This window comes from Streptomyces amakusaensis (assembly GCF_039532665.1).
GTDB lineage: Bacteria > Actinomycetota > Actinomycetes > Streptomycetales > Streptomycetaceae > Streptomyces > Streptomyces amakusaensis.
Genome location: NZ_BAAASB010000060.1, coordinates 1 through 2,436, shown reverse-complemented (window position 1 = coordinate 2,436; position 2,436 = coordinate 1). Strand labels below are relative to the sequence as shown.

At 69.4% G+C, this 2,436-nt stretch carries 1 protein-coding gene; it reads right to left on the bottom strand.

Annotated features, from left to right (window positions below; translation table 11 throughout):
* The coding region (locus ABD371_RS35600; RefSeq protein WP_344486882.1) for a beta-ketoacyl synthase N-terminal-like domain-containing protein at positions 1 to 2,436 on the bottom strand (2,436 nt) is incomplete at both ends.

Genomic DNA, 2,436 nt, shown 5'->3' with positions numbered 1-2,436 from the left:
CCTCGGCCGACGGCTCTTCCGTCTCCGGTGCCTGCTCCAGCACCACATGCGCGTTCGTCCCGCTGATCCCGAAGGAGGAGACGGCGGCCCTGCGGGCGCGGCCGGTCTCCGGCCAGTCCCGGGCCTCCGAGGCCAGCTCGACCTCACCGGCCGACCAGTCGATCAGCGGTGACGGCTCGTCGGCGTGCAGGGTCGCGGGCACGATCCCGTGGCGCATCCCCTCGACCATCTTGATCACGCCTGCGACACCGGCGGCGGCCTGCGTGTGGCCGATGTTGGACTTCACGGACCCGAGGAGAAGGGGCCGGTCTTCCGGCCGTTCCTGTCCGTAGGTGGCGAGCAGGGCTTCGGCCTCGATCGGGTCGCCCAGGCGGGTGCCCGTGCCGTGGGCCTCGACCACGTCGACATCGGCGGGGTTCAGACGAGCACCGGCGAGCGCCTGGCGGATGACGCGCTGCTGGGAGGGGCCGTTGGGGGCGGTGAGTCCGTTGGACGCGCCGTCCTGGTTGACGGCCGACCCCCGCAGCACGGCGAGTACCTGGTGGCCGTTGCGCCGGGCGTCGGAGAGACGCTCGACCAGCAGCATGCCCACACCCTCCGCCCACCCGGTACCGTCCGCGTCGGCGGAGAACGCCTTGCAGCGGCCGTCGGTGGACAGCCCGCGCTGGCGGCTGAACTCCAAGAACATGCCAGGCGTCGACATCACGGCCACACCGCCCGCGAGGGCCATGGAGCATTCGCCCGAGCGCAGGGCCTGCGCGGCGAGATGCAGGGCGACCAGCGAGGACGAGCACGCCGTGTCCACGGTCATGGCTGGGCCCAGCAGCCCGAAGGAGTAGGCGATGCGGCCCGACATGACGCTGGGCGTCCCGCCCGTCAGCAGATGGCCCTCGACACCGTCCGGAGCGTCGTGCATACGGGGGCCGTAGTCCTGGACGGTCGCTCCCACGAACACACCGGTGTGGCTGCCTCGTACCTGTTCGGGATCGATGCCCGCGCGTTCGAAGGTCTCCCACGCCGTTTCGAGCAGCAGCCGCTGCTGCGGATCCATGCCCAGGGCCTCGCGCGGCGAGATCCCGAAGAAGTCCGCGTCGAAGGCCCCGGCATCGTGCAGAAAGCCGCCCGCACGGGTGTACGTGGTGCCCGACCGCTCCGGGTCGGCGCTGTACAGCGCCTCCAGGTCCCAGCCACGGTCGGTGGGGAAGCCGGAGATCGCGTCGCCGCCTCCGGAGACCAGACGCCACAGATCCTCGGGCGAGCCGACACCGCCCGGGAAGCGACAGCCCATGCCGACGATCGCGATCGGCTCGTCGGCGGCGAAGGACGTCGGGACGAGACCTGTACCTGCTGTCTCAAGGGTCGACCCCTCCGTCTCGGAGAGGATGTGCTCGGCCAGGGACTGGGGGGTCGGATAGTCGAAGAGCAGTCCGGAGGAGAGCCGAAGCCCCGTCGCGCCCGCGAGGCTGTTGCGCAGCTCGACCGACATGAAGGAGTCGAATCCCAGATCCTTGAACGGCCGGCGTGCCTCCACCGCCTCACCGGCGTCCCCGAGCACCGTCGCCACATGCGCGGACACAAGCTCGCTCACCACGCGCGCCCGCTCGTCGGCACTCAGCCCGTGGAGCTGCTGCGCGAGTACGGTCGACGCGCCCCCGGTACTGGCCCGAGGCACGGTCGGCGTGTCGTCCAGCCAGTAACGCTCACGCTGGAAGGCGTAGGTGGGGAGCTGGATGGGGTGGGTTTCGGTGTTTTGGTAGTAGGTGGTCCAGTCGATGGTGGTGCCGTTGACGTGGAGGTGGGCGAGGGCGGTGATGAGCTGCTGTGCTTCGGGTCGGTTTTTGCGGAGGGTGGGTGTGCCGTTGGTGAGGGCGGAGAGGGTGGCGTCGGGTCCGAGTTCGAGGAGGTTGTCGATGCCCTGTTCCGTCAGGGTGTGGATGGCGTCGGTGAAGCGGACGGGTCGGCGGACGTGTTCGACCCAGTAGTCCACGGAGCGCAGTTCATCCGGTGCTGTGAGTTTGCCGGTGACGGTGGAGACGATGGGGATCCGGGGGGTGCGGAAGGTGAGTCCCGAGACGATCTCCCGGAAGTCGTTGAGGATGGGTTCCATGAGGGGTGAGTGGAAGGCGTGGCTGACGGGGAGCCGCTTGAACTTCACTCCGAGGGACTGCGCGATGTCGAGGGTGTCGGTTTCGGTTCCGGCGATGACGAGGGAGTCGGGTCCGTTGATGGCGGCGATCCCGACGGTTGCTTCCCGTCCCGCGAGGAGCGGGAGGACTGCCTCCTCGGTTGTCTGGACGGCGATCATGGCCCCGCCGGTGGGGAGTGCCTGCATCAGCCGTCCGCGTGCTGATACGAGGGTGCAGGCGTCTTCGAGGGACAGCACCCCAGCGATGTGTGCGGCGGTGATTTCGCCGATGGAGTGTCCGGTGAGGGCAT